Annotated in this window: 19 protein-coding genes; 9 read left to right on the top strand and 10 right to left on the bottom strand. The window is 71.8% G+C overall.

Features of this window, described 5'->3' with window-relative positions; translation table 11 throughout:
- Nucleotides 1–33 precede the first annotated feature (33 nt).
- The 4 genes from ACZ4N4_RS32910 to ACZ4N4_RS32925 all read left to right on the top strand — a co-directional run bounded on the left by ACZ4N4_RS32910 (nt 34) and on the right by ACZ4N4_RS32925 (nt 3,180).
- Complete coding sequence (locus ACZ4N4_RS32910) at nt 34–1,188, top strand: acetylornithine transaminase (protein ID WP_467595835.1); 1,155 nt, start codon at nt 34–36, stop codon at nt 1,186–1,188.
- A 7-nt stretch (nt 1,189–1,195) separates the two neighbouring features.
- Nucleotides 1,196–1,741, top strand: coding sequence for an arginine repressor (locus ACZ4N4_RS32915; protein WP_351320293.1), 546 nt, complete (start codon nt 1,196–1,198; stop codon nt 1,739–1,741).
- A gap of 109 nt (nt 1,742–1,850) precedes the next feature.
- A complete protein-coding gene (locus tag ACZ4N4_RS32920) occupies nt 1,851–2,438 on the top strand; it encodes an RNA polymerase sigma factor (RefSeq protein WP_453575474.1) in 588 nt (195 codons plus the stop codon).
- Complete coding sequence (locus ACZ4N4_RS32925; RefSeq protein ID WP_453575476.1) at nt 2,428–3,180, top strand: hypothetical protein; 753 nt, start codon at nt 2,428–2,430, stop codon at nt 3,178–3,180. The genes ACZ4N4_RS32920 and ACZ4N4_RS32925 overlap by 11 nt, the downstream gene beginning before the upstream one ends.
- Before the next feature lie 50 nt (nt 3,181–3,230).
- On the opposite strand, the gene ACZ4N4_RS32930 is transcribed toward ACZ4N4_RS32925, so the two are convergent.
- The 7 genes from ACZ4N4_RS32930 to ACZ4N4_RS32960 form a co-directional block, all read right to left on the bottom strand.
- A complete protein-coding gene (locus tag ACZ4N4_RS32930) occupies nt 3,231–5,045 on the bottom strand; it encodes an ABC transporter ATP-binding protein (RefSeq protein ID WP_467595639.1) in 1,815 nt (604 codons plus the stop codon).
- A gap of 75 nt (nt 5,046–5,120) precedes the next feature.
- On the bottom strand, nt 5,121–5,303 hold the full coding sequence (locus ACZ4N4_RS32935; RefSeq protein ID WP_467595641.1) for a hypothetical protein: 183 nt from the start codon (nt 5,301–5,303) through the stop codon (nt 5,121–5,123).
- Nucleotides 5,304–5,580: 277 nt separating this feature from the next.
- Entirely contained in the window at nt 5,581–6,381 is an 801-nt protein-coding gene (locus ACZ4N4_RS32940) for an FAD:protein FMN transferase (RefSeq protein ID WP_467595643.1), read from the bottom strand.
- Nucleotides 6,374–7,162, bottom strand: coding sequence for an FMN-binding protein (locus tag ACZ4N4_RS32945; RefSeq protein ID WP_467595646.1), 789 nt, complete (start codon nt 7,160–7,162; stop codon nt 6,374–6,376). Before ACZ4N4_RS32945 ends, ACZ4N4_RS32940 begins: the two co-directional genes overlap by 8 nt.
- 43 nt (nt 7,163–7,205) lie before the next feature.
- Nucleotides 7,206–8,588, bottom strand: coding sequence for a ferredoxin reductase family protein (locus ACZ4N4_RS32950; protein WP_467595648.1), 1,383 nt, complete (start codon nt 8,586–8,588; stop codon nt 7,206–7,208).
- A gap of 59 nt (nt 8,589–8,647) precedes the next feature.
- Entirely contained in the window at nt 8,648–9,142 is a 495-nt protein-coding gene (locus ACZ4N4_RS32955; protein ID WP_467595651.1) for an FMN-binding protein, read from the bottom strand.
- A 10-nt stretch (nt 9,143–9,152) separates the two neighbouring features.
- Nucleotides 9,153–10,511 carry a ferredoxin reductase family protein gene (locus tag ACZ4N4_RS32960; RefSeq protein WP_453575490.1) on the bottom strand — a complete coding sequence of 453 codons (1,359 nt, stop codon included), beginning with the start codon at nt 10,509–10,511 and terminating at the stop codon, nt 9,153–9,155.
- A 150-nt stretch (nt 10,512–10,661) separates the two neighbouring features.
- Here ACZ4N4_RS32960 and ACZ4N4_RS32965 point away from each other — a divergent pair, with 150 nt between their 5' ends.
- Both ACZ4N4_RS32965 and ACZ4N4_RS32970 read left to right on the top strand, forming a co-directional pair.
- Nucleotides 10,662–11,402: a response regulator transcription factor gene (locus ACZ4N4_RS32965; RefSeq protein ID WP_453575554.1), complete on the top strand. Its 741-nt coding sequence runs from the start codon at nt 10,662–10,664 to the stop codon at nt 11,400–11,402.
- 59 nt (nt 11,403–11,461) lie between these two features.
- Complete coding sequence (locus ACZ4N4_RS32970) at nt 11,462–12,889, top strand: sensor histidine kinase (RefSeq protein WP_467595839.1); 1,428 nt, start codon at nt 11,462–11,464, stop codon at nt 12,887–12,889.
- Between the two features lie 75 nt (nt 12,890–12,964).
- Here the strand turns inward: ACZ4N4_RS32970 and ACZ4N4_RS32975 are convergent, their stop codons facing one another.
- The 3 genes from ACZ4N4_RS32975 to ACZ4N4_RS32985 form a co-directional block, all read right to left on the bottom strand.
- Complete coding sequence (locus tag ACZ4N4_RS32975) at nt 12,965–13,669, bottom strand: L,D-transpeptidase family protein (RefSeq protein WP_467595655.1); 705 nt, start codon at nt 13,667–13,669, stop codon at nt 12,965–12,967.
- Between the two features lie 3 nt (nt 13,670–13,672).
- Nucleotides 13,673–14,260 carry a pyridoxamine 5'-phosphate oxidase family protein gene (locus tag ACZ4N4_RS32980; RefSeq protein WP_467595658.1) on the bottom strand — a complete coding sequence of 196 codons (588 nt, stop codon included), beginning with the start codon at nt 14,258–14,260 and terminating at the stop codon, nt 13,673–13,675.
- 142 nt (nt 14,261–14,402) lie between these two features.
- A complete protein-coding gene (locus ACZ4N4_RS32985) occupies nt 14,403–15,281 on the bottom strand; it encodes a hypothetical protein (protein WP_467595661.1) in 879 nt (292 codons plus the stop codon).
- Nucleotides 15,282–15,493: 212 nt separating this feature from the next.
- On the opposite strand from ACZ4N4_RS32985, the gene ACZ4N4_RS32990 reads away from it, so the two are divergent.
- The 3 genes from ACZ4N4_RS32990 (at nt 15,494) to ACZ4N4_RS33000 (ending at nt 19,336) form a co-directional block, all read left to right on the top strand.
- Complete coding sequence (locus ACZ4N4_RS32990) at nt 15,494–16,690, top strand: argininosuccinate synthase (protein WP_467595664.1); 1,197 nt, start codon at nt 15,494–15,496, stop codon at nt 16,688–16,690.
- A gap of 98 nt (nt 16,691–16,788) precedes the next feature.
- The gene (gene argH / locus ACZ4N4_RS32995) at nt 16,789–18,222 is read left to right on the top strand and encodes an argininosuccinate lyase (RefSeq protein WP_453575500.1); all 1,434 of its coding nucleotides are present in this window, start codon (nt 16,789–16,791) and stop codon (nt 18,220–18,222) included.
- A gap of 139 nt (nt 18,223–18,361) precedes the next feature.
- Nucleotides 18,362–19,336, top strand: coding sequence for an aldo/keto reductase (locus tag ACZ4N4_RS33000; protein WP_467595667.1), 975 nt, complete (start codon nt 18,362–18,364; stop codon nt 19,334–19,336).
- Nucleotides 19,337–19,339: the final 3 nt, after the last annotated feature.

The following is a 19,339-nucleotide window of genomic DNA, read 5'->3' on the forward strand; positions in this document are numbered from 1 at the left end:
CAGGAGCTGACCACCCGGTGGCAGGGCGCGCTCATGAACAACTACGGCACCCCGCGGCTGCCCCTGGTGCGCGGCGAGGGCGTCAAGGTGTGGGACACCGAGGACCGGCAGTACCACGACTTCGTCGGCGGTATCGCCACCAACGCGCTGGGCCACGCCCACCGGGCGATCGTCGAGGCCGTCAGCAGGCAGATCGCCTCCCTCGGCCACATCTCCAACTTCTTCATGGCCGAGCCCACCGTCACCCTCGCCGAACGGCTGCTCCAGCTCTTCGGCCGCGACGGCAGGGTCTTCTTCTGCAACTCCGGCGCCGAGGCCAACGAGGCCGCCTTCAAGATCGGCCGGCTGACCGGGCGCACCCACATGGTCGCCGCCGACGGCGGCTTCCACGGCCGTACGATGGGCGCCCTCGCGCTCACCGGGCAGCCCGCCAAGCAGGACCCGTTCCGCCCGCTGCCCGCCGACGTCACCCACGTGCCCTACGGCGACGCGCAGGCGCTGGCCGCCGCCGTCACCGAGGCCACCGCCCTGGTCGTCATCGAGCCCGTCCAGGGCGAGAACGGCGTGATCGTCCCCCCGGCCGGCTATCTCAAGGCCGCCCGCGCGATCACCGCCGCCACCGGCGCGCTGCTCGTCCTCGACGAGGTGCAGACCGGCATCGGCCGGACCGGCACCTGGTTCGAGTACCAGGCCCACGAGGGCGTGCTGCCCGACGTGGTCACCCTCGCCAAGCAGCTGGGCGGCGGACTGCCGCTCGGCGCGACGGTGGCCTTCGGCCGGGCCGCCGACCTCCTCCAGCCGGGCCACCACGGCACGACCTTCGGCGGCAACCCGGTCGCCTGCGCCGCCGGGCTCGCCGTTCTCGACACCATCGAGAACGAGGGATTGCTGGAGAACGTCAAGCGGCAGAGCGAGAAGTTGCGGGACGGAATCGAGGGCCTCGGCCACCGGTTGATCGATTATGTCCGGGGCGCGGGTCTCCTCCTGGGTATCGTGCTCACCGAGCCGCTGGCAGCGCAGGTGCAGCAGGCGGCTCAGGAGGCCGGGTTCCTGGTGAACGCGCCCGCCCCGGACGTCGTTCGGCTGATGCCCCCGCTGAACCTCCGCGACGACGAGGCGGACGCGCTGCTCAGTGCCCTGCCCGGCATCCTCGACGCAGCGAGCGGGGACGGACGATCCGGAGAATGAGACGACGATGAGCCAGGCGCAGGAGTTCGACCAGTCCGGCGGGGCGGGGCCCGCGGTACCGCAGACCCGGACCGCCCGGCACCGCCGGATCGTGGACATCCTCAACCGGCAGCCGGTGCGCTCGCAGAGCCAGCTCGCGAAGCTGCTCGCCGACGACGGGCTGACGGTCACCCAGGCGACGCTCTCCCGGGACCTCGACGAGCTGAACGCGGTGAAGATCCGCAACACCGACGGGGAACTGATCTACGCGGTGCCGAGCGAGGGGGGTTTCCGCACCCCGCGCGCGCCGCTGGGGGAGTCGGCGAAGGAGGAGCGGATGCGGCGCCTCTCCCAGGAGCTCCTGATCTCGGCGGAGGCGTCGGCGAACCTGGTCGTCCTGCGGACCCCTCCGGGGGCGGCGCAGTTCCTCGCGTCCGCGATCGACCAGGCGGAGCTGCAGGACATCCTGGGGACCATCGCGGGGGACGACACACTGCTCCTCATCAGCCGTGAGCCCACCGGCGGACAGGCCCTCGCGGACCACCTGCTGCGCCTGGCCCAGAACGGCCACTGACCCGCGTGCGGGGCCCGGCCCGCCGACGGACAATGGGCATGTGATCTTCCGCGGCGAGCGGACAGGCGGGAGAGCAATCCCCTGGCGGCCGTCGAACGTATACAGAGGTGTGTCGGGATTCCGGTTCCCTGTCGGCCGCCTCCCGGACGAGGCTCTGCTGTCCGGGCTGGCCGCCGGAGATCCGGAGCTCGCTGTGATCTTCGTACGGAGGTTCCAGCACCGGGTCTTCGGCGTCGCCATGGCCGTCACCGGGGACCAGCAGCTCGCCGAGGACATAGCCCAGCAGACCTTCGAGCGCGCCTGGCGGCATGCCCAGATCTACGACTCGCGCCGCGGCTCGGTCGCGACCTGGCTGACCACCATCGCGCACAACCTCGCCGTCGACGCCGTCCGCGCACGGCGGACCGAACCGATGGCACCCGAGGACCTCGACCCCCTCCTCGACGCCGTCACCGAGACCCCCGAGCGGTGGGCGCTGGCCGACGAGGCCTCCACCCAGCTCCGGGCCGCACTGGCACGGCTGCCGCGGGAACAGGCCAGGGCCCTGATGATGGCAGGCATATACGGCATGACCGCCCAGCAGATCGCCGACGCGGAGAGGATCCCGCTGGGCACCGCCAAGACGCGGATCAGAGCGGCGATGGCCAAACTCCGCACCGCACTCGCGTCTCCGAAGCGAGGCGACCATGTCCAGTGACGCGCACTGCGAGAAGCTGCGGGAGGTCGGCGCCGAGCTGGCGCTGGGCGTACTGCCCGGCCGTGAGCGGGCCGAAGCCGTCGCCCATCTGGACGCGTGCGCGGACTGCCGGGAGTACGTACGCCAACTGACCGGGATCGGCGACCGGTTGATCGGCCTGTTGCCGGACGGCACACCGTCGCCCGGCTTCGAGACCCGGGTGGCGCGCAGTCTCACCGAGCAGGCGGCGGGACCCGAAGGGCAGCGGCCCGCCGCCCGCGCCCTGCGCGGCTGGCGCAGCCACGCCCGGCGGGCCAGGCTGCGGCTCGCGGCGGCCGCCGCCACTCTGGCCGTCGCGGTCGGGTTCGCGGGCTGGGCGATCGGCAGCGCGGTCGAGGGGGCCGTCACCGCCTCGCCCACCGTCGAGTCCGAGCCCGTACTGGTCGGGGACATGACCCCGGCCGGCGGCGGGCATCCCGTCGGCGAGGTGTACGCCCACCCCGGCAGCCCCGGCTGGATCTTCATGTCCGTGGCCCTCACCGGCACCCCGTACACCGGCAAGGTCACCTGCCTCCTCGAACGTGCCGACGGCGCCACCGTCAGGGTCGGCGAGTTCCCGCTGCGCGCCGGACGCGGCAACTGGGGCGTGGCGGTATCCGTCGACCTCACCAAGTACAGCGGCGCCCGTCTGACCTCCCCCGCCGGCGCCGTCCTGGCCACCGCCGAGCTGCAGAAGGGCACAGTGGTGGCTCCGCAGACGTGAACCGTCCGCTCGGGGACGCAGGGCGGCGCCCGCGTTCGGGTCCGCGAGGTTCATGGCAGGGCGGCGCCCGCGCTCAGCCGGTGCAGCCGGGCGTACGTCCCCTCCCGTCCCAGCAGATCCGCGTGGGCGCCGTCCTCGACGACCCGGCCGCGGTCGAGCACCACGATGCGGGTGGCGTCGCGGACGGTCAGCAGGTTGTGGGAGATGACGACGGTCGTCCGTCCGGCCATCAGCCGGCGCAGCGGGTCCATGATCCGCCGGCCCGACCGCACGTCCAGCCCGGCCGTCGGTTCGTCGAGGAGGAGCACCGGCGCGTCCCGGATCATCGCCCGGGCGATCGCCAGCCGCTGGCACTGTCCGCCGGAGAGCGTCCGGCCGCGCTGCCCGACGAGCGTGTCGTAGCCCTCCGGCAGCCGCTCGACGAACTCGTGCGCGTCCGCGGCCCGCGCCGCCGCGACGATCTCCGCCTCCGTGGCCCCCGGCCGGCCGTAGGCGATGTTGTCCCGGACGGTGCCGTGGAAGACCAGCGTCTCCTGCAGCACCACCGCCACGCTCTCCCGCACGCCGGACAGGCTGAGCTCGCGCAGGTCGGTCCCGTCCAGGCGGACCGCGCCCCGGTCGGGGTCGTAGAACCTCAACTGCAGCTTCGCGAGTGTGGACTTGCCCGCTCCGCTCGCCCCGACCAGCGCCAGCGTCTCCCCGGGCGCCACGTGGAAGGAGACGCCGGACAGCGCCCAGGCCGCCGTACCGGGATAGCGGAACCACACCCCGTCGAACTCGACGTCACCGTGCGCCCGGTGGATCCGCCGGGCCCCCGGCGCTTCGGTCACCTGGGGCCGCTGGTCCAGCAGTTCGATGATCCGTTCCGCCGACGCGGAGGCCGCGTAGAAGGTGGTGCCGAGCCCGGACAGGCCGTGCACCGGGCTGTACAGCTTGCCGATCAGGGCGAGGAACACCAGCAGACCGCCGAGGGTGAGCTGGCCCTGCGCCAGCTTCCAGGTGCCGAGGCCCAAAACCGCGAGGCCGCCCGCCACCTCGATGAACTCGACGACGGGTCCGTACACGGCACGGATCCGTGCCGAGGCCATCGCCGCCCGGAACCTGCCGTCGTTCTCCCGGTCGAACCGGCGCCCCTCCCACTCCTGCCGGTTGTACGCCTGCACCAGCACCACGTTGCCCAGCGACTCCTCGGCGATCGCGCTGAGCGAGCCGCCGCGCCGCCTGCGCTCCCGTGACGCCTCCTTGATCAGCCGGGAGAAGTGCCGGGCGGAGCCCCAGAACAGCGGCACGATGACGAGGGCGAGCAGGGTCAGGTCCCAGCGCAGGTAGAACAGCAGACCGACGAAGACACCGAGGCGGATCACGTAGTACAGGGCGTCCGCCACGCCCGAGAGCAGGAACGTCTCCACGGCGTCGACGTCGCCCGTGACCCGGGAGAGCACGTCCCCGAGCCGCCGGCGCTCGAAGAAGCCCAGCGACAGCCCCTGGACGTGCCGGAAGACATCGGAGCGCAGCGACAGCAGAAAACGTTCGCCGACCCAGGTGGACGTCACGTCGTCGGCGAAGCCCAGCACGCCGGAGCAGACGACGAGACCGAGATAGGCCGGTGCGACCCACAGGAACGGCCGCAGATCCCGTGGCACCAGCACGTCGTCGACGACGACCTTGAACAGCCAGAGTTCCGCCGCGTCGACGACCGGGGCGGTCAGGCTCAGCAGGACGACGGGCACCAGCCAGCGGCGGCCACCGCGGGTGTACGGCCAGAACCGCCGGAACACCTCGCGCGGGGACACCGGGGGAGCGGCCGCGACCACGGTGTCGGAGGGATCGCCGGCCGGCAGCAGACGCCGTAGCACGTGCGCCATGACAGGGTTTCTCGGAAACCGCCGGCGGAGCGGACCGGCTGACCCGTTTCCGGTCCGCTCCGCCTTCAGGTGTGGTCAGTAGCGGTCGTGCCCGTGCCGGTCGCCGTGGTCGTGCCGGTGACCGTGGCGGTCGTGGCGGTCGCGATCGTGGTGGTGCCCGTGGCCGTGGCCGTGGTCGTGGTCGTGGCCGTGCCGGTCGTCGTGGTCGCGGTCGCGGTCCCGATGGTTGAACGGCATGAGGTTGCTGAAGACAGCCATGGTGTTCCTCCCGAAACTTGCTTCACAGGGGGTACGGCCGGGAGGGGCGTTGGGATGGCGTTTTACGGGACGAATCTGAAATACGTCGCGGCAGAGTCCGAGTGTCGGCGGCTGCGGGTGGTTCGTGGCTGGTCGCGCAGTTCCCCGCGCCCCTACGGGGCGCTGCCCAGCCGCCCCCTTTCTCAGCTACCTCAGCCGCGGGCAGGCGTGCCGCAGGGCGGCACGGGTGGGCGCGGCGGCACCCGGCAAGCTCCGGTGAGCGTCCCTACCCCCCACCTCAGCCCAGACGGGCGGCCAGCCCCCCGGTGCACCGCACCTCGTCACCAGCCGTGATCAGCAGAGCCTCGACATCCGGCAGTGACTCCAGCCAGGCCAACCCGGCCCGCGACCCCATCGCGAACGCCGCCGTGGCCCAGCAGTCCGCCCACGTCAGACAGGGGCCGACCACCGTCACCGCCACCAGGTCCGTCACCGCCGACTTCCCGGTCCGCGGGTCGACGATATGGGCGCCCCGCTCCGCCGTACCGGACGTCGCCACCGCCAGCTCGTCCACTCCCGCCGCCGTGATCACCGCCGCCAGCCCGCCCGGCCTGAGCGGATCGGCGATCCCCACCCGCCATGCCCGGGTGGGCTCGGGTGCGCCGAACATCTGGACGTCGCCGCCCCCGTTCACGCTCACCCCGGTCACCCCGGCCACCCGCGCCAGCGCCCGCGCCGCCCGCTCGACGGACCAGCCCTTGACGATGCCGGTGGGGTCCAGGCTCCCTCGGTAGCGGGTGCTGAACCAGTCGTCGCTCACCCGCTCCGCCTCGGCGGCGAGCTCCAGCACCTCGGACACCTCGGGGTCGCACTCCGCGAGGCCGATCTCCGCCCGCGCCAGCCGGGACACCTGGCTGTCCTCGCGGTAGGTGCTGAAGACCTCGTCGACCCGGTGCAGTCCGGCGACCGCCTCGTCGAGGGCGGTCCGTACGGCATCCGGGTCCCCGCCACGGACGTCGAAGGAGAAGACGGTCCCCATGACCTCCTCCGCATGACGCACCGCGGCGGGAGCCTCCGCGTCCGCCACCGCCTCAGCCACCGGCCTGGTCCAGCGCCGACTGCAGGGACTGCTTGTAGCCGGTGCTGGTGTAGGTGGCCCCGGAGACGGAGTCGATGTTCGCGTTCCCCGCCGCCACCGCCTCCTGGTTGAGCTTCGGTACGGACAGCGCGGTCTTCTGGTCGCTGGTGCCGCCGCTGGGCGCCTGGACGGCCTCCGCCTTGGTGATCTTTCCGCCGGCGACGGTGATCCGGACCTGCACCGGCCCGTACTGGGTCTGCGCGACCTGCCCGGTCACCGTCTTGGCCTGCGCCTGCGCGGAGCCGGAGGAACCCGACGAGGAGCCCGAGGAGCCGGTCGCGCCCGCCGTCTCCTTCATCTTGTCCAGCGCCGACTGCAGGGACTGCTTGTAGCCGGTGCTGGTGTAGGTCGCGCCGGAGACCGAGTCGATGTTCGCGCTCTGCGCGGCCACCGTCTCCTGGTTGAGCTTCGGTACGGACAGTGCGGTCTTCTGGTCGCTGGTGCCGCCCTTGGGCGCCTGGACCGCCTCGGCCTGCGTGATCTTGCCGCCCGCGACGGTCAGCCGTACCTGCACGACCCCGTACTGGGTCTGGGTCGCGTCACCGGTGACGGTGGTGGCGCCGGCGGCCCCGGTGCCGCCCTGCGGCGACTCCTGTCCCGCCGCCGCGGCCGAGGGGGCCGCGCCCGCCGCCGACGCGGACGCCGGGTCGGACGACGGCTTCAGCGACAGCAGCAGCACGACACCGGACACGGTCGCCGCGGTGGCCAGCACCACACGCCGGATGGGGTGACTCTTCCTCATCGTTTCCGAACTCCCGATTCCCTGGATTCCGTGGTCCCGTCGCTCACATCTCGAACGACTCGTGATGGATGCGGCGGGCGGGAACCCCCGCGCCGCGCAGCGCTTCGTACACTCCCTGCGCGAACCCGGGCGGGCCGCACATGAAGACGTCGTGGTCGTCGATGTCCGGGATCTTCCGCTGGAGGTTCTCCGCGGAGATGTCCGGCCGCTCGCCCTCCGGGCTGTTGACCGCGTACATCAGCCGGGCCCCGCGCTCGTTGGCGATCTTGGCCAGTTCGTCCCAGAGCGCCAGGTCCTGCGTGGTGTTGGCACGGTAGAGCAGCGTCAGGTCGCCGGCGGCGCCGGGCAGCGTCTCGAACAGCGCCCGCATGGGCGTGATCCCGACGCCGCCCGCCACCAGCAGAACCTTGCCGCGGCTGCGCCGGGACGCGGTCATCGCCCCGTACGGCCCCTCGGCCCACACCTTGGTTCCGGGCCGTAGTTCGCGCAGCCGCGCGCTGTGGTCGCCGATCGCCTTGACGGTGATCCGCAGCATGTCGGGGCGGGGCGCCGCCGACAGCGAGTACGGGTGCGAACTGAACCGCATCCCGGGGGCCATGAACCGCCAGCGGAAGAACTGGCCGGACTGCGCGCCCATCCGGTGCAGCTTGCGCCCGCCGATCAGCACCGACACGATGCCCGGCGTCTCCTCGATGACCGCCTCGACCCGCATCCGGTGCCGCAGGTTGAGCCGGATCGGGGTGAGGATCCGGTACCAGACGACCAGCGCGGTGACGGCGCCGTACAGGCCGTACCAGAATGTCTTGGCGAGCGGCGTGAGGGCGAAGTCGTTGCCGGTGGTGATCTGGTGCCAGAAGGTCAGGAACACCGCCGCGTACGTGAGCAGGTGCACGTGGTACCAGGTGTCGTACGGCATTCTGCGCCGGACCGGGCCGATCGAGGTCAGGCCGATGACCACGAACAGGCCGGTGCCGATGGCCGCCTTGCCCATGTCGGGAAGCTGGTTGATGGAGTCGATGGTCTGCTGGACGATGTCGTTGAGCGTCTTGCCGGCCTGCAGGGCATAGCCCCACATGATGAGGAAGACGTGCGCGAAGACCAGGCAGAGGGTGTATCGGCCGCTCATCGCGTGCCAGCGGGCGACGCGGTCGGAGCCGACCCGCCGCTCCAGCGCCGGCACCCGGGCCATCTGCAGCACGACGAGCGCCATCAGGTACCCGGCCAGCAGCCCGGTGATGCGGCCGGCGTTGAGGATCTTGCCGTTCTGGTCGGCGATGGACGGGGTGTTGTGCCACCACAGCCACAGCACGGCCGCCGCGCCCGCCCATACGGCGAGGAGCAGCGGTACGGCCGGGGAGCGGCGCGGGCGGATGCGGCGCATCGTCTGGCGGCGGGCGGCACGTCCGCCTGCGAGCGTGGTGGTCACGGTTCCTCCGTGGGGACTTGACCCTTGGCCCACAGATACGTGCGGCACAGCCTGAGTGTTCAGAGACCCGCCGAGTCCAGCGCGGACTGGAGTGACTGCTGGTAACCCTCGCTGGTGTAGGTGGCCCCGGAGACGGTGTCGATCTGCGCGCTCTGTGCCGTCAGCGTCTCGCGGCGCAACTGCGGGATGGCGTAGCTGTTGATCTGCTGGTCACGGGGGTTCTCCGTCGGGTACTGCACGGCCGTGACGTCGGTGATCTTTCCGCTCTTGATGGTCACCTTCACCTGGACGGGGCCCCAGCGGGTCTGGACCGTGTCCCCGGTGACGGTCCGGGTGCCGGAGCTGCCGCTCCCGGACTTGCCGGAGCTGCCCGAGCCGCTGCTCGCGCCCGGTGAGTCGCTCGCGCCGGCCGACGGGGCAGGAGCCGCCGAGCCGCTGATCACGGTCGGGGTGGTGTGCGGCTTCAGCGCCAGCAGCATCACCATCCCGGAGACGGTGGCGGCACTCGCCAGCATGATCCGCCGCAGCGGCCGGTTCTTGTTCAGTGCGTGCACGGCAGGGGCCTCACAGCTCGAAGGACTCGTGGTGGATACGGCGATCGGGCACCCCGGCGGCGCGCAGCGCCCCGTACAGCTCCTGGGCGAAGCCGTGCGGACCGCAGATGTACACGTCGTAACCGGCAAGGCCCGGGAAGGCCGCCCGCAGCGACTCCGCCGTCAGGGCGGGGCGCTCGCCCTGTGAGCCGTTGAGGGCGTACAGCACCTGGGCCCCGCGCCAGCGTGCGATCGCCTCCAGTTCGCCGCCCAGCGCCAGGTCCTCGGCGGTACGCGCCCGGTAGAGCAGCGTGACCTCGCCGGGCAGGGTCTCGAAGAGCGCCCGCAGCGGGGTGACGCCGACGCCGGCCGCGATCAGCAGGGTCCGGTGACTGCTCGCCCGGTCCGCGGTGAGCGCGCCGTACGGGCCCTCCGCCCACACCCGGGTGCCCGGGCGCAGCAGTGCCACCGCCGTGCTGTGGTCACCGAGTGCCTTCACCGTGATCCGCAGCAGGTCGTCGCGCGGCGGTGCCGACAGGGAGTAGGGGGTCGACGTCCAGCCCATGCCGTCACCGCCGAAGAAGCGCCAGCGGAAGAACTGCCCGGCCTGCGCGCCCAGCTCCTCGATCCGCCGGCCCTGGACGACGACCGAGTAGACGCCCGGCGCCTCCTTCTGCACGGAGTGCACGCGCAGCCGGTGCCGGAGGTTGAGCCGCACGGGCCCCAGGATCCGGAACCACAGCACCAGCGCCGCGACCCCCAGGTACAGCGCGTACCAGAAGGCGGTGGCGACCGGCTTGCCGTTGAAGTCGTTGCCCAGCGTCAGCTGGTGGAAGAAGGCGAGGAAGACGGCCGCGTACGTGAGCAGGTGGACGTAGTACCAGAACTCGTAGCTGGTACGGCGCCGCGCCGCGCGCATCGAGGTGATGCCGACGGCGAAGAGGATCACCGTGCCGGCGGTCGCCTTCAGCATGTCGGGGTAGTCCAGGACGACGTTCAGCGTCTCGTGGACGAGCGAGGCGTGGTCCTGGGCCGCGTACCCGGTGAGGATCAGCGCGACGTGGACGACCAGCAGACAGACCGTGTACCGGCCGGCCATCGCATGCCAGCGGGCGACCCGGTCCGAGCCGATCCGCACCTCCAGCACGGGCACCCGGGCCATCAGGCCGACGAGCACCGCGCAGGCGTACCCGCACAGCAGCCCGGCGATCCGGCCGGCCCCGGTCAGCCAGCCCGCCGCACCGACGACCGAGCCGGTGTCCGACCACCACAGCAGGACCACGGCCGCCGCACCGGCCCACAGCAGAGCGAGCACGGCAGCGGTGGGGGAGCGGCGCGTGGCCACGGCGTGCAGGGCCGAGGCCGTACGCCGTTCGTCCACGGTCGTCATGAGTCGTGTCCTTTCTCCGGTCAGGACGCCACTGTGCAACCCGAACTTCTGAGCACCCTCTGAACCGGGACCGCCTGAGCCGGCTCAGAGGAAACTCAGAGCACCGGGGGTCCCTCAGCGCGGCTCGAAGGAGCGATGCTGGTAGACGCGATGAACACCACCCGCTCCGGCCGCCCCGCCCTCACCCGACCCGACGGCACCCCGCTCCGCGTCCTCGTCGTCGACGACGACCCCGACCTCGCGGAGGTGCTCACGGGTGCCCTGCGCTACGAGGGCTGGGAGGTCCGCGAGGCCGGCGACGGCGCGGCCGCGCTGACCGCGGCCCGGGAGCTGCTGCCGGACGCGGTGGTCCTCGACGTGATGCTCCCGGACACCGACGGCTTCGCCGTGCTCCGCTCGCTGCACCGGGTCAAGCCGGACGTCTGTGTGCTCTTCCTCACCGCCCGGGACGCCGTGGAGGACCGGATCGCCGGTATCACCGCGGGCGGCGACGACTACGTCACCAAGCCCTTCAGCCTGGAGGAGGTCGTCGCCCGGCTGCGCGGACTGCTGCGCCGCGCCGGCATGGCCCGCCAGCTGGACGAGGGACCCCGGCTCGTCGTCGGCGACCTGACCATGGACGAGGAGGCCCGCGAGGTGAGCCGGGCCGGCGAACTGATCGAACTCTCCCCGACCGAGTTCGAACTCCTGCGTTTCCTGATGCGCAACCCGCGCCGCGTCGTCAGCAAGGCGCAGATCCTGGACCGGGTGTGGTCGTACGACTTCGGCGGCCGCGCCCATGTCGTGGAGCTGTACATCTCCTACCTGCGCAAGAAGGTGGACGCGGGCCGCGAGCCCATGATCCACACGGTCCGCGGCGCGGGCTACGTCCTCAAGCCGGTGACCAGGTGAGACTCGTACGACAGCTACGACGGCCAGGCCGGATACGGCGCCTGCCCCGCCCCCGCACCATGCGCGCCCGCCTCACCGCCGGTCTGGTCGTCCTGCTCGCGCTGAGCTGCGCGGCCGTGGGCGTCGCGGCCGTGGTCGAGCTGAACGGCTTTCTCACCGGGCGCCTGGACCAGCAGCTCCAGCAGACCGGGCCGAGTTTCCCGCAGTCCCTGGAACACGGCTCGTACAAGCCCAGTGACCGCGACGGCGACGAGCACGGCGACACCCGGCGCCAGGCCGCCGGCACCTTCGGCGCCCGCCTCCTGAACGGCCGGGTCACCAACGCGGCCCTGATCCCGTCCGGCGCCGACCCCGACCTGACCGTCGGCCTCACGGCGGGGGACCGCGCGGCCCTCGCCCGGCTACCGGTGGACGGCAGGGCGCACACGGTCCCTCTCGCCTCGATCCACGACTACCGGCTGCTGGCCTGGACCGGCCGCGACGGCGACGTCCTGGTCACCGGGCTGCCCCTGGAACCGGTCCGGGCCACGGTGCACCGCCTGGAACTGGTCTGCGCCGCGGTCTTCGGCCTCGCCCTGGTCGTGGCCGGGGTGGCGGGCGCCCTCTGGGTCCGCTGGTCCCTGCGTCCCCTGAGCCGGGTCGCGGCGACGGCCACCCGGGTCAGCGAACTCCCGCTCGCCAGCGGCGAGGTGGCCCTGCCGGCCCGGGCGCCCGGCTCCGATCCCCGCAGCGAGGTCGGCCGGGTGGCCGCCGCCTTCAACCGCATGCTGGGCCATGTCGAGGACGCGCTGACGAAGCGCCACGCCAGCGAGGAACGTCTGCGCTCCTTCGCCGCCGACGCCAGCCACGAACTGCGCACCCCGGTCGCCTCGGTCCGCGGCCACGCGGAACTGGCGCTGCTCCATCCGGGCCCGCTGCCTCACGAGATCACCCGGGCCCTGGAGCGCATCGCCGCCGAGTCCTCCCGGATGGGCGAGATGGTCGACGATCTCCTCCTGCTGGCCCGCCTGGACGCGGGCCGCCCGCTGGAACGGCACCCGGTCGACCTCACCCGCCTGACCCTGGACGCGGTGACGGACGCCCGCGCCACGGGCCCGGACCACCGCTGGACCCTGGACCTGCCCGAGGAACCGGTGACGGTGCCGGGTGACACGCACCGCCTGCAACAGGTGTTGGCCAACTTGTTGGCCAACGCGCGTCTGCACACACCCGTGGGCACCAAGGTGACGGTGACGCTGGAGACGGACGGCGGGACGGCGGTCCTCCAGGTCCACGACGACGGCCCGGGCATCCCGGCAGACATCCAGCCGGGCGTCTTCGAACGCTTCACCAGAGCAGAACACCGCCGCCGCGCGGACGCCTCCGGCGGGGGAGCGGGCCTGGGCCTGTCGATCGTGGCGGCGGTGGTGGAGGCGCACGGGGGGACGGTCGCGCTGGCAAGCGCCCCGGGATCAACGACGTTCACGGTCAGGCTCCCGCTCGGGTGACCCGGTCAGGACCGGTTCCCCGGCGCTACCGCGAGCCGCCGCACCCGCCGACGGGCACCACGGACACCACCGTCGTCAGTACCGGGTGATCGCCGTGGCCCCGCTCGCGGTCCCGATGGCGATGTGCGGCGCCCGGGAAGGATCCGCCCACCGCAGGATCTCCCGCATCGTGTCCAGGGGCACCGATACGCAACCGGCGGTGGCGCCCTGCCCGTTGACATGTAGGAAGATCCCGGCACCCCGCCCCCGCACGGGCCGCTCGTAGTTGAACCCGATCACCAGCGCGTGCGCGTACGGCGTCGTGTACGACGACAGCCGTTCCGACTCGGCGGCACGGCAATCGGCCGGCAACGGCTCGACCCAACGGTTGTATGAGGTCGAGTCGTTGTCCTCGCACCACCACGAATCGGCCTTCACCGCCCGGTAGTCGACGGAAGTCCCGGCCGGCGCCGGCTGGATGCCGAACCCGAACGGAACGTCGTACAACCCCGTCGGAGTCGTGTTCGTACCCTGCTGCCGCTCGGCTCCCTCGACCAGCCCCTTCGCCCCGAACCGGGCCGCGGCCGACCCCACCTGCGCCCACTGCCCGTCCCGGCGCTCCCACCAGGTCAGAGTCCCCGAGGTCGAATTCAGCGCGGACGCCTCCGCGGTGATCAGCTGGTCGCCGCCGCCCGTGTCGGCCATCCGCGCGGGCAGCGGCGCGGCGTCCCCGCCCCCCGGTGCCGCGCCGAGCAGCAGCAGGGACGCGGAGACAAGGGTGACGACGATGCCTGTACGCATGGCTCAGACGGTAGACGGCGGCAGCGGCAACGGCAGCCCGGGTAGGCCATCCAGGCTCACCGCGATGTGGTCCTTCTTCTCGAAGTACGTGCTCAGCGAGGCGTCGTCCTCGCGCGCGAAGCGCCTCCCGTGCAGGTCGCGGTCGGCGTCGTACGCCATGTAGGGGACGGCGTAACCGCAGGTGTCCCGGACGAGTTCGGCGTGCACGACGATGATCGCGCGCAGGCCGTGCGGGGTGGGGTCGATGCCGGGGAAGCGGGTCAGCAGTTCGCCGAAGCGCGGATCGTCGCGGAAGACCGGCTCGCCGCGGCCGTGCACCCGCACGATGTTCGGCGGGCCCTGGAACGCACACCACATCAGGGTGATGCGGCCGTTCTCCCGCAGGTGGGCGATGGTCTCGGCGTTGGAGCCGGCGAAGTCCAGGTAGGCCACGGTGTGTTCGTCGAGCACCGCGAAGGAGCCCTTGAGGCCCTTGGGGGAGAGGTTGACCGTGCCGTCGCCCGCGAGCGGGGCGGTGGCGGTGAAGAAGAGGGGCTGTTCCTCGATGAACGTGCGGAGTCTGCCGTCGATGCGCTCATAGGTCTTTCCCATACCGGGAAATTATCGGCGCATTCACTTCGGGCGGCTGAGCAGTTCCGGCATCCGGACGCCAGGGTCGGGCCCTGGCCTGCGGACACCACTGTGGCCGCCCCGGCCGGCGCTGTACACGGGGCGGCCACAGCTGCCTGTCACGTCACTTGGTGAGCGTGCAGGCGGCCAGGGAGTCGAGGCCGGTCGGCTTGGCCGACGTACGGCCGATCGCGATCGCGATCCGGTCGATGGTCGACTTCCGCTTGTCCGCCAGGGGTCCGAGGATCGCGTTGTTCACGAAGTTCGGGCCGCCCTGGCCGACCGTGGTCCGAAGCCGGTTGTCGGCCTCGTCGATCTGAGTCTGGAGCAGGGTGAGGTTCCGGTCGACCTCCGCCCGCGCGGACGCGGGGATCGCCGGCAGCCGCGAGGCGACGTCCGGGCAGGTGATCGTGCCTACCGCGGAGTTGCTCGTGCCGGTGCCGCCGGCCGACTGCTGCTGGGTGGCCGCCGTGCTCGGGGTGGCCGAGGCCGTGCCCGCCGCCGTACCGCTGCCCGTGTTCGTACCGCTGCCGGTGTTCGTGCCGGTCCCGCTCGCGTTCAGGGTGCAGGGCGCCAGCGCGTCCAGGCCGGTCGGCTTGGCGGCCGTCCGGCCGATCGCCGTCGCGATCCGGTTGACGGTCGCCACCCGCTTGTCCTTGAGGGGTCCGAGGATCGCGTTGTTCACGAAGTTCGGCCCGCCCTGGCCCACCGTGTCGACCAGCCGCTTGTTGGCCTCCTGGATCTGCGTCTGGAGGAGCGTGAGGTTGCGGTCCACCTCGGCCTTCGCGGAGGCGGGGACCGCGGGCAGCCGCGAGGCGACGTCCGGGCAGGTGATGGTGGAGGGCGAGGCGGCGAGGGTGCGCGCATTGCTCGTGCCACTGCTCTTGTCGGGCGTACCCGCGAGGGCCGAACCGGCGATGACCGCACCGGACAGCGCCACGGCGGCGGCACCGCCGATGAGTGCGACGCGACGCTTGTTGTACTTCGGAAGAGCCCTGGACATGGGGATGCCTCACTTGGGTCAGAGGTGGGTTTACAAAGGCGGCGCCGGCGTTCAGGCATGGGTACGAGAAAGCGATTTCGTTTGTTCAAACCCCTTTCATAAATCTCCGACGCGGCCCGGAAGGTCGCCGTGACGGAGCGGGCTGGATTGACGAATCATGCAGGGCTCTGCATACTCATGCATAGCCAGGGGATGTACGTGAGGAGGGACCCATGACCGAGCGCGTCGTACTCGCCTACTCGGGCGGGCTGGACACCTCCGTCGCCATCGGCTGGATCGCCGAGGAGACGGACGCCGAGGTCATCGCCGTCGCGGTGGACGTCGGCCAGGGCGGCGAGGACCTGGACGTCATCCGCAAGCGCGCGCTCGCGTGCGGCGCGGTCGAGGCCGAGGTCGCCGACGCCAGGGACGAGTTCGCGGAGGAGTACTGCCTCCCGGCGGTCAAGGCCAACGCCCTTTACATGGACCGCTACCCGCTGGTCTCCGCCCTCTCCCGGCCGGCGATCGTCAAGCACCTGGTCGCCGCCGCCCGCAAGCACGGCGCCACCACGGTCGCCCACGGCTGCACCGGCAAGGGCAACGACCAGGTCCGCTTCGAGGCCGGCATCGTCGCCCTCGCCCCCGACCTGACCTGCATCGCCCCGGTCCGCGACTACGCGATGACCCGCGACAAGGCGATCGCCTTCTGCGAGGCGAAGCGCCTCCCGATCGCGACCACCAAGAAGTCCCCGTACTCCATCGACCAGAACGTCTTCGGCCGCGCCGTCGAGACCGGCTTCCTGGAAGACATCTGGAACGGCCCGATCGAGGACATCTACGAGTACACGCAGAACCCGGCCACCCCGCGTGAGGCCGACGAGGTGGTCATCACCTTCCAGGCGGGCGCCCCGGTGGCGATCGACGGCAAGCCCGTCACCGTGCTCCAGGCCGTCCAGGAGCTGAACCAGCGCGCGGGCGCCCAGGGCGTCGGCCGGATCGACATGGTCGAGGACCGGCTCGTCGGCATCAAGTCCCGCGAGGTGTACGAGGCGCCGGGCGCCATCGCGCTCATCACGGCCCACCAGGAGCTGGAGAACGTCACCGTCGAGCGCGAACTCGCCCGCTACAAGCGGCAGGTGGAGCAGCGCTGGGGCGAACTCGTCTACGACGGCCAGTGGTTCTCCCCGCTCAAGCGCGCCCTGGACGGCTTCGTCAACGAGGCGAACCAGCACGTCACCGGCGACATCCGGATGACCCTGCACGGCGGCCGCGCGGTCGTCACCGGCCGCCGCTCCGCGTCCTCCCTCTACGACTTCAACCTCGCCACCTACGACACCGGCGACACCTTCGACCAGGCCGCGGCCAAGGGCTTCATCGACATCTACAGCCTGTCGTCGAAGATCGCCGCGCAGCGTCAACTGCGGGCGTAGCCCGACGCGGCCTCGCCCGAGCAGTAGCGTGACAACCGCCTCCCCGTTCATGGCCGGGGAGGCGGCGCCACATCCGTATCTCTCTAGGAGCAACGCAAGTGAGCAGCAACAGCGGTGACGTTCGGCTCTGGGGCGGCCGTTTCGCCGACGGTCCCGCCGAGGCCCTGGCGAAGCTGTCCGCGTCCGTCCACTTCGACTGGCGGCTCGCGCCCTACGACATCGCCGGTTCGCGTGCCCACGCGCGCGTGCTGCACAAGGCGGGCCTGCTCACCGAGGACGAACTCCAGCGCATGATCGCCGGCCTCGACCTGCTGGAGGCCGATGTCGCCGCCGGAACCTTCGTGGGCACCATCGCCGACGAGGACGTCCACACGGCGCTGGAGCGCGGCCTCCTGGAGCGCCTCGGCCCCGACCTCGGCGGCAAGCTGCGGGCCGGCCGGTCCCGCAACGACCAGGTCGCGACCCTCTTCCGGATGTATCTCCGGGACCACGCCCGGGTGATCGGCGGCCTGATCGCCGACCTCCAGGACGCCCTGACCGGCCTCGCGGAGGCCCACCCGGACGTGGCCATGCCCGGCCGCACCCACCTGCAGCACGCCCAGCCGGTGCTCTTCGCCCACCATGTCCTGGCCCACGTCCAGTCCCTGTCCCGGGACGCGGAGCGGCTGCGCCAGTGGGACGAGCGCACGGCCGTCTCCCCGTACGGCTCCGGCGCCCTCGCGGGCTCCTCGCTCGGCCTGGACCCGGAGGCGGTGGCGAAGGACCTCGGCTTCGAGCACGGCAGCTCCGCCAACTCCATCGACGGCACGGCCTCCCGCGACTTCGTGGCGGAGTTCGCCTTCATCACCGCGATGATCGGAGTCAACCTCTCCCGGCTCGCCGAGGAGGTCATCATCTGGAACACGAAGGAGTTCTCCTTCGTCACCCTGCACGACGCCTTCTCCACGGGCTCCTCGATCATGCCCCAGAAGAAGAACCCGGACATCGCGGAGCTGGCCCGCGGCAAGTCCGGTCGCCTGATCGGCAACCTGACCGGCCTCATGGCCACCCTCAAGGCCCTGCCCCTCGCCTACAACCGCGACCTCCAGGAGGATAAGGAGCCGGTCTTCGACTCCTGCGACCAGCTGGAGGTCCTGCTCCCCGCCTTCACCGGCATGATGGCCACCCTCACCGTCAACCGCGAGCGCATGGAGGAACTGGCCCCGGCCGGCTTCTCCCTGGCCACCGACATCGCGGAGTGGCTGGTCAAGCAGGGCGTCCCGTTCCGCGTGGCCCACGAGGTGGCGGGCGAGTGCGTCAAGGCGGCCGAGGCCGAGGGCAAGGAGCTCGACGAACTGACCGACGACCAGTTCGCGAAGATCAGCGCCCACCTGACGCCGGAGGTGCGGACAGTCCTCAACGTCCCGGGCGCCCTGGCCTCACGCAACGGCCGGGGCGGGACGGCGCCGAGCGCGGTGGCGGTGCAGCTGGCGGAAGTGAAGGCGGATGTAGCGGACCAGCACTCCTGGGCAACGGCCCGGCAGCAGGCCTAAAGGGGCGCGGGGAACTGCGCGACAGGCCACAAGGCGTCCGCACCCGCCAACACACCGCACCACCCGAGCCCTGAGGCGAGGCTCATCGCGGGTTACGTTGGTCAGAAGCCGAACCGGAGCCGACCTGACGGAGCCCGCGATGCCCTTCGCCCGACTGGCAACAGCAACAACCCCCACCTGCCACATCGGCCTCGGCCTCGCCGCAGTGGGTCGCCCCGGCTACATCAACCTCGGCCGGGAGGAGGACCTCGGCGAGGACCGCAGCGTCGGCGCCCTCCGCACCCGCACGCACGAACTCCTCGACGCCGCCTACGCCCAGGGCGTCCGCTACTTCGACGTGGCCCGCTCCTACGGCCGCTCCGAGGAGTTCCTCGCCGACTGGCTGAACGCCCGTCCCGACGCCGCCGCCGACGTGGTCGTCGGCAGCAAATGGGGCTACACCTACACCGCCGGCTGGTCCGCGGACGCCGAGACGCACGAGGTCAAGGACCACAGCGTCCAGACCTACGACCGCCAGCGCGCCGAGACCGCCGAACTCCTCGGCGACCACCTCGACCTCTACCAGATCCACTCGGTGACCCCGGACAGTCCGGCCCTCACCGACAAGGAACTGCACGCCCGCCTCGCGGAAGCGGCGGCCACCGGCCTCACCGTCGGTTTCTCCACCAGTGGGCCCGCCCAGGCCGACGCCATCCGTGCCGCCCTCGCCGTCACGGTCGACGGCGAGCCCCTCTTCCGTACCGTCCAGTCGACGTACAACGCCCTGGAGACCTCGGCCGGACCCGCCCTCGCGGAGGCGCACGACGCCGGACTGACGGTGATCGTGAAGGAGGGCATGGCCAACGGCAGGCTGGCCGCCCCGCACGCCCCCGACCCGCTGCGTGCCGTGGCCGAGGAGACCGGTCTCGGCTCCGACGCCGTGGCCCTCGCCGTCGTACTGCGACAGCCCTGGGCCGGAGTCGTCCTGTCCGGCGCGGCGACGCTCACCCAGCTCGTCTCCAACCTGCACGCGGCCGCCGTCGACCTCGACGAGGACCAGCTGACCCGCCTCGCGGCCCTGGCAGAGGAGCCGCACGCCTACTGGGAGCGCCGCGGCAGCCTGCCCTGGCACTGACGC

The organism is Streptomyces sp. NPDC026538 (assembly GCF_055567535.1).

Excerpts from the sequence above, each read along its gene's own strand:
- ACZ4N4_RS32980 (WP_467595658.1), bottom strand. The coding sequence starts at position 14,260 with ATGGGAAAGACCTATGAGCGCATCGACGGCAGACTCCGCACGTTCATC.
- ACZ4N4_RS32975 (WP_467595655.1), bottom strand. The coding sequence starts at position 13,669 with ATGCGTACAGGCATCGTCGTCACCCTTGTCTCCGCGTCCCTGCTGCTG.
- ACZ4N4_RS32990 (WP_467595664.1), top strand. The coding sequence starts at position 15,494 with ATGACCGAGCGCGTCGTACTCGCCTACTCGGGCGGGCTGGACACCTCC.
- ACZ4N4_RS32935 (WP_467595641.1), bottom strand. The coding sequence starts at position 5,303 with ATGGCTGTCTTCAGCAACCTCATGCCGTTCAACCATCGGGACCGCGAC.
- ACZ4N4_RS32915 (WP_351320293.1), top strand. The coding sequence starts at position 1,196 with ATGAGCCAGGCGCAGGAGTTCGACCAGTCCGGCGGGGCGGGGCCCGCG.
- ACZ4N4_RS33000 (WP_467595667.1), top strand. The coding sequence starts at position 18,362 with ATGCCCTTCGCCCGACTGGCAACAGCAACAACCCCCACCTGCCACATC.
- ACZ4N4_RS32945 (WP_467595646.1), bottom strand. The coding sequence starts at position 7,162 with ATGAGGAAGAGTCACCCCATCCGGCGTGTGGTGCTGGCCACCGCGGCG.
- ACZ4N4_RS32970 (WP_467595839.1), top strand. The coding sequence starts at position 11,462 with ATGCGCGCCCGCCTCACCGCCGGTCTGGTCGTCCTGCTCGCGCTGAGC.
- ACZ4N4_RS32925 (WP_453575476.1), top strand. The coding sequence starts at position 2,428 with ATGTCCAGTGACGCGCACTGCGAGAAGCTGCGGGAGGTCGGCGCCGAG.
- ACZ4N4_RS32965 (WP_453575554.1), top strand. The coding sequence starts at position 10,662 with ATGAACACCACCCGCTCCGGCCGCCCCGCCCTCACCCGACCCGACGGC.
- ACZ4N4_RS32930 (WP_467595639.1), bottom strand. The coding sequence starts at position 5,045 with ATGGCGCACGTGCTACGGCGTCTGCTGCCGGCCGGCGATCCCTCCGAC.
- ACZ4N4_RS32985 (WP_467595661.1), bottom strand. The coding sequence starts at position 15,281 with ATGTCCAGGGCTCTTCCGAAGTACAACAAGCGTCGCGTCGCACTCATC.
- ACZ4N4_RS32960 (WP_453575490.1), bottom strand. The coding sequence starts at position 10,511 with ATGACGACCGTGGACGAACGGCGTACGGCCTCGGCCCTGCACGCCGTG.
- ACZ4N4_RS32910 (WP_467595835.1), top strand. The coding sequence starts at position 34 with ATGAACAACTACGGCACCCCGCGGCTGCCCCTGGTGCGCGGCGAGGGC.